Source organism: Bacillus sp. LNXM65 (assembly GCF_002998575.1).
In the GTDB taxonomy this organism is placed as follows: Bacteria; Bacillota; Bacilli; order Bacillales; family Bacillaceae; genus Bacillus.
The window spans coordinates 1-6,645 of sequence record NZ_PVRB01000015.1 but is presented as its reverse complement, the minus strand read 5'-3'; the positions used below and the strand labels follow the sequence as shown (position 1 = coordinate 6,645).

The window sequence follows — 6,645 nt, the reverse complement described above, 5'->3', positions numbered from 1 at the left end:
AGCAGCAGCAATCATTTTTTTTGTTTCAATGGATTCTTTCAAAGCGAGCATGAGATTTTCATCTCGCTTTTTTTGCTGTTCTTCAAATTGTTCGAGTCGTTTTAGGATGGCACGATTGAATTCTTCTTGTCTTTGAATGAGATCGGCGACATTGACATCTTGTAGCGGTGTAGCGGTATCCGATATGGACAAGTTTGACCGATACAAGGTCGCTACAAGTTTGGCTACTTCTTCTAGTGATTTACCACTCAATTTAGAGTGTGTGTATATATACTCCATAGCGGATAAATCGGACTCATTATACTGACGCCATCCCTTAGTGTCTCTGGCGAAATTATAGCCGTTTTTCTCAAGCATGGCGGCGTATTTGCGTATCGTGACGCTGGAGACATTGAGCTTGTTTGCAATGTCTTGTGAAGAAAGATAGGTTTCGGGTTTCATAGCGGGTTCACCTCTTTATGATTCATTCGCTACGGTATACGCTACGCCCTCCTAGATCAAAAGGCAAAATGTTTTTGTTTTGCGTAGCGGGTTGAAAGAGAAAAAATTTGATAAGTGTCGCCGGAGACATTTAGGAAAAGGTGAAAAGAGCATAAGGGAAAACTGCAACCACTTTATGTTTGAAATCCCAGTGTGATTTGTTTCGTGGCGGTTGCGATTTTTGAAAGGAATGTGCCTAAAAATGAAATTCTGACACACCTTTTTTTAGGAGAAAAATGCGGTAATGTGGCAGAAACGGCAAAACTGCCACACCATAAAAAGGAAAAGTGAGAAGAATTGAGTAACGTTTTGTGTTTGAAAAGGAGCGCACCTGCACACAAAGAAAGGGAGCGTTTTGCAAAAAAATCAGTAGCAACAAGGGTTCAAAAGCTTTGAATTAAGTTTCATGTTTGTTTTGTGTTGTTTCGGAAAAGTGTGCACTCAAAAGGAGCGTTACTGTTTAAAAAATGGAGTGAAAAACATTCGGCATGAGTCAACGGTAAGCGGAACGAAAGTGAGCATTAAGGAGTTGACTCATTCACCACACCCAAAGCCTATTGATTCAAACAAACCCCGTTTGTTTGCGCCCGCCGAAGGGGCATCCCCCGAAGATCGGGGGTAGGGGGTTTGAATATTTGCGATCCAACGGGCTTACCGTTGGCGGGTTTGGGCAGAGCCCGAAAAGAGTCACTGGAGAACCAGTGCCCACTTATGCACCTAAATAGGTGCTGTGGGTTTTCTCTCCGTTCAAAGCAGAATGCGAGGCATTGTACCGTTGGCATGAAAGAGTCAAAAATGATAAGATTAAAGAAATATTTGTGCGTTTGTTTTGTTTGGCGAAGGTGCGCAGCGGAAGACGACGACAGTCGTCGAGTGGCAACGAAAAGCGAAGCACCGAGAGCCAAACGTGAACCCCCCCACTCTAACAGGGGGGTACTACGGAAGAAAAAAACAAATTGAAGCTAGTCATAGCAATGGATTGACTCGTTTTGAGTTTGTGACAAAGATTGATTTGAATGATTAAACCTATAAAAATATCAAGGCTGTATTTCAAAAATGCCGTTGAGAGCGTTCAGATTCGATTCTGAGCGCTTTTATTTTTGTTCAGGTAATTCAAATAGGGGGATGAGTTAAAAACGCTTATAAGGGCTTTAAATGCGTTTTTTCGTTTTGTCTGCTGTAATCAATCTGAAAATTCGTTTGCGAGATGCCGAAAATTTGTAGAATTGGAAACGCAAGCGGGTTACACCCGTATTTCATATGCTAGGATTTAACATAAAAAGGGACAGGGATCGGGGGATTGATGGAATGGAAACTATTTCAGCAGCGGTGATCGGTCAAAAGATAAATGAGTGGTATCGACATATAAAAAAACTCAATGTGACAGATGCTGAAATGCTGCGGAGCGAGATAAGACAAGAATTGGATATGATGGAGGAAGATGAGCAAGCTGTTCTTTATTTTCAGCTTATGGAATTTCGCCACGAACAAATGCTTGAATACATGAATCTAGGAGCAAGGAAAGTGAACAAGGCGGAGTACCTGCGTTCAGTGGAAGGGCAGGGACGAAAGTTTACTGGAATCCTGGAATACTACTTTAATTTTTTCAGAGGGATGTTTGAGTTCTCGCAAGGTGACTATATTACTGCGATTACTTTTTATAGACAAGCAGAAAAGCGTTTAGACCGGGTCGCGGATGAAGTTGAAAGAGCAGAGTTTTATTTCAAGATGGCAGAGATTTTCTATCATATGAAGCAAACTCAAATGTCTATGTATTACATCATGTTGGCTCTTGATACATATAAGGTACACCCGACATATCTTGTCCGAGAAATTCAGTCTCGCTTTGTTGTTTCAGGAAATTATGTTGATCTTAATAGTGCTGAAAAGTCACTCCCTCATTTAGAAAAAGCATTAGAGAAGTCACATGCGATTAAGGATGAACTCATGATTGGTATGAGTTTAATCAATTTGGGTAACTGTTACTCTAGCTTAGAGAAGTATCAAATAGCATTAGATTATTTTGAGGAAGCTCAAATTTATTTGAAAAGTCATGTTCATATGCGAGCTATTTTTTATCAACTGGCTCTTATTAATTTCAAAATGGGAAACGATGAAATTGGAAAAGAGTATATTCAAAAGGGTATTGAATTTCTTGAAAAGGAACCCGATGAATTATTTGAGTCTTTATACAAATTTCTTGTAAGTCTATATACAAAGACACTTTGTCTTGACGATCTGAAGGATATTTTCAAGCAGTTTGATGATATTAGGGGTTATCCATATTTGGAAGAACTGGCATTAGAGTCCGCAGAATTTTATACTGAACGTGGGCGTATGGAGGATTCTGTATATTTGTATCAGCAAATGGTGTACGCTCAAAAACAAATTCGAAGGGGCGACTGTTTGTATGAGCATTAAAAAGAGCTTTGCTTTAGCTGGTCTTGCTATCACTATGTTGGTTGGTGGTTCATATCTCAATCATACAGAAACTAGTATGGAGTTGGCTATTCGATTTGTAACGTGAAACATGACAGACCTTTAGGGTCTGTTTTTTTTGTTGCGCAGCATGGCCAAAAAATCAAAAAAAAATCTCCCCCTGCGGGGAAATTTGGTTTAGTCTTTGGTCTTTTAGGTTTTTGGGTTTTGATCTTTTAAAAAGATGGCAGTTTCGCCAGCTTTTTGGGCGATTTTGACGGAGTCAGAATCGTGTCTTTTCTTATCTTGATACATATAGAAACAATGAGATTTTCAAAAAGTGCGATAAATCCATTGTTGTCAAGGGTTTAAAAGCATTTTGACAGCACAAAACTCCATCTGCTATTATTAAAGTGACCAAACGATAATAATAGAGTGCTAGAGAACTAGCGACAGAAGGAGTTTTTTGCTTTGATTTATTCATCTGAATCGAATTATATCACCCTTGAGGACAAAACCGCAACAGGTAAAAAGCGGGATTGGAAGGGGAAAAAGTTGAGATCGTCACTGATGGCGGCTCATTATGAAGGACTTGAAAAGCGTACTGGTGCGCCTTACTACGGAAAAAAGGCAGAGAAAGTATGTGATTGTGCGGAATGTCTTGCGTTTAGGAGAGACAAAGAAACGGGCAGACTACGATTATATCAAGCCTATTTTTGTAAAGTGAGGTTATGCCCTATGTGTGCGTGGCGAAGGTCGTTAAAAATTGCCTGTCATAATAAATTGATCGTGGAAGAAGCGAACAGACAGTATAAGCCTGCGTGGATATTCCTCACATTGACAGTGAAAAACGTTGAGGGCGATGATCTGAAACAGACCATTTCGGACATGATGAAAGGCTTTAATAGATTGATGAAGTATAAAAAAGTGGACTCTTCCGTTCTTGGTTATTTCAGGGCTTTAGAGATTACAAAAAATCATGAACAGAATACATATCATCCACATTTCCATGTCTTGATTCCAGTGAAGCGAAGTTATTTCACAGGGAAAAGCTATATCAAGCAAGCAGAATGGACAAGCTTTTGGAAGCGTGCAATGAAATTGGATTACACACCGATTGTGCATGTGCAGCGGGTTAAAGGAAAAAAGGGAATCGATGCGGAAGCGATTGAAAAAGAAGTGCGCGAAGCAATGGAAGAGCAGAAAGCCATTTTAGAGATTTCTAAGTATCCAGTGAAAGACACCGATGTGATACGTGGTAATGAAGTGACCGAGGAAAATTTGGATACTGTCTATTATTTGGATAATGCATTAAATGCCAGGCGTTTGATCGGCTACGGCGGGATCTTGAAAGAGATTCATAAGGAACTGAATTTGACGGATGCCGAGGACGGGGATCTTGTCAGAATTGAAGAAGATGATGATGAGATAGCCAATGAGACGTTTGAGGTCATGGCACGTTGGCATGTTGGCATTAAGAATTACATAGTCAATTAGAAAGCAGGCTGATGGAGCCTGCTTCTTTTTGTACTTAGTTACTTTTTTTATTTTACAACTTTTATATTTATTTCTGTGCCTATTGGTTTTTTTACTGTTGTGTATTTGTATTGCACGAATTTCTGTGATCCACCAATACCCATGCTATACACTGAAAATCTTACTTTTTTAACTAAATAATTTGGACGTACTATTAATTTGTATTTTGTTTTCTTTTTTAATTTGAAAAGTTGTGTTTCAGAAAAAGATTTAGAAAATCCAAGATTAAAACCAACTTTTGAAGCAAGTGAAGCTACATCAAAACCGGTATCGCCTGAAAGACTAACTGAGAATGATTGAGTTACGGTAAATGATTTACTTCCTCCTGATGGACCACCGTTTATTATCGGTTTATTTGCATCTTTCCATTTTCCATAACTTCTAGATGTTTCAATGACCTTGTAATTTTTAGTTGTTGTACCTCCACAAGTTAAGCATTTAGTACTTGCAGTTGCATTTGCTTTTGAAGTTCCAAACATAAAAACAACACTAAAGGTTAAAACAAAAATAGTAATCAAAGATATTATCTTTTTGTTTTTCATACTAATTCCCCCATTTCTGTTACTATTTTCTCAGTACATCCATAAAAACACAAGTTGATTTTTGGATATAGGGGTAATATATTGAATTAGACTTTGTTAGGAGGGTGTATTATGAAAAAAATTTATATAAGTGGTATCTCTTTTTTGGTTTTTGCCATTGTATTTAGTGCTAAATACATTTCAGCATCAATATTATTAGCCAAAAGCGACAGTTTAAGTGTAGATATGTTCAGAGATATATTTGATGTGCTTCCATTGGAGTTAACAATCATATATATTATTTCGTTTATTGTTGGTATTGTATTTTTAATTTTAGGTATTAAAGAGAAACAGTTAGATAAGTAAACAGATTAAAGAGAAAAACAGATACAAGAAGGATCATGAGATTTTTAACAAAAGCAGACTCTTTTTTAGAGACTGCTTTTTTACGTGAAATTTATTTTTGATTGCGGTGTCTGTAATCATTTTTTATTTTTTCAGTGCTTAGTTTTGAGGAATATTTAGGTAGGAAATGAAATGTTTGAGGTCATGAGGCAACTGCATGATGGGTTAAAAATTACATAATTAGTTAATATTTGCAATACTGTTATTAAACAAAGTATTGTTAATGAATAGTCTTTATTCGAAAGGGGATACTTATGAGAGGTATTTTTGACAATAGGGGAGAAGATCATGAGATTTTACTCATACTAGTTACCATTTGTTCTCTTCTTACTTTTAAAAAAAATAAAAGGTTAGAGCGGTATAAGAGTAAATTAAAAAGTCAATTTAAGTCTTATTAATATAAAGATAAGGGGATTATCAAAATCCCCTTATCTTTATTTGCATAATAAATCTGAAACCACTTTTGGACCACTTTTTTTGTATTTAGAACAGTATGCTTTAATTCCTTCTTGCTGTAAATATCTAACTAATTCAGTTCTTCCTGCTGCTAACAGTGCTCGAATTGCTAGAGCAATTACTACTGGTGGTATCTTCTCGCTTGTTATCTCTTCGTCTGGATTATTATTTTGTGTTTGTTCGATGTTGTAATCAGTTGTAAGTGACTGTGCGTTTACTGTTATTGGTGTTCCTATTAGTGTAATAACAATAAGCATTACTATAATTTTTGACATTTTATTCATATAAATCCTCCTTTAGTATTAAATTACAATATTGAGACTATCTGATTAGAATGAGTGTATCAATGGATTTAAGGTAGATTTAAGAATATTGTTTTTTTGGTTGCGGTGTCCGCAATCATTTTTTTTATTTTTCAGTGCTTCGTTTTGAGGGATATTTTTGTGATAGAATCCGTTCACTGTGGAGGTGAATGTGATGAAAATTGTAATTAATGTGATGGATTTAGGAGCATTCATTATTTGTACTTTGCTGTTCATTGCATTGTGGTTTGAAGAATCAGAAGAAGCTGGCTATTAAGTCGGCTTCTTCTTTACACGCTTGACGGAAATCGAGAGATTTTAGCACTCACACAGGGGGGTGTATAAGTGCGCCATTTTCATGGGTGTCCTATTTCCAAAATTGCCACCACTTTTTTTGTTGAGCAGCAGCAATCATTTTTTTTGTTTCAATGGATTCTTTCAAAGCGAGCATGAGATTTTCATCTCGCTTTTTTTGCTGTTCTTCAAATTGTTCGAGTCGTTTTAGGATGGCACGATTGAATTCTTCT

The 6,645-nt window shown here is 36.9% G+C and carries 7 protein-coding genes; 3 read left to right on the top strand and 4 right to left on the bottom strand.

The window, feature by feature from the left end:
• Positions 1-441 (bottom strand): HTH domain-containing protein (locus C6Y03_RS18970; protein WP_106039810.1); only part of this gene is annotated, 441 nt, incomplete at its 3' end.
• Positions 442-1,788: 1,347 nt separating this feature from the next.
• Here C6Y03_RS18970 and C6Y03_RS18965 point away from each other — a divergent pair.
• Together C6Y03_RS18965 and C6Y03_RS18960 are read left to right on the top strand one after the other, a co-directional pair.
• Positions 1,789-2,901 (top strand): Rap family tetratricopeptide repeat protein, encoded by a 1,113-nt coding sequence (locus C6Y03_RS18965; RefSeq protein WP_010890401.1) that lies wholly within the window; start codon positions 1,789-1,791, stop codon positions 2,899-2,901.
• Between the two features lie 471 nt (positions 2,902-3,372).
• On the top strand, positions 3,373-4,395 hold the full coding sequence (locus tag C6Y03_RS18960; RefSeq protein WP_106039812.1) for a protein rep: 1,023 nt from the start codon (positions 3,373-3,375) through the stop codon (positions 4,393-4,395).
• A 47-nt stretch (positions 4,396-4,442) separates the two neighbouring features.
• On the opposite strand, the gene C6Y03_RS18955 is transcribed toward C6Y03_RS18960, so the two are convergent.
• On the bottom strand, positions 4,443-4,976 hold the full coding sequence (locus C6Y03_RS18955; protein WP_106039808.1) for a hypothetical protein: 534 nt from the start codon (positions 4,974-4,976) through the stop codon (positions 4,443-4,445).
• Between the two features lie 111 nt (positions 4,977-5,087).
• Between C6Y03_RS18955 and C6Y03_RS18950 the strand changes: the two genes are divergently transcribed.
• Positions 5,088-5,321, top strand: a complete 234-nt coding sequence (locus tag C6Y03_RS18950; protein ID WP_106039806.1) for a hypothetical protein — start codon at positions 5,088-5,090, stop codon at positions 5,319-5,321.
• Positions 5,322-5,794: 473 nt separating this feature from the next.
• On the opposite strand, the gene C6Y03_RS18945 is transcribed toward C6Y03_RS18950, so the two are convergent.
• Both C6Y03_RS18945 and C6Y03_RS18940 read right to left on the bottom strand, forming a co-directional pair.
• Complete coding sequence (locus tag C6Y03_RS18945; protein WP_034284315.1) at positions 5,795-6,100, bottom strand: hypothetical protein; 306 nt, start codon at positions 6,098-6,100, stop codon at positions 5,795-5,797.
• Between the two features lie 385 nt (positions 6,101-6,485).
• Positions 6,486-6,626 carry a DUF3967 domain-containing protein gene (locus tag C6Y03_RS18940; protein ID WP_223260784.1) on the bottom strand — a complete coding sequence of 47 codons (141 nt, stop codon included), beginning with the start codon at positions 6,624-6,626 and terminating at the stop codon, positions 6,486-6,488.
• Positions 6,627-6,645 lie beyond the last annotated feature (19 nt).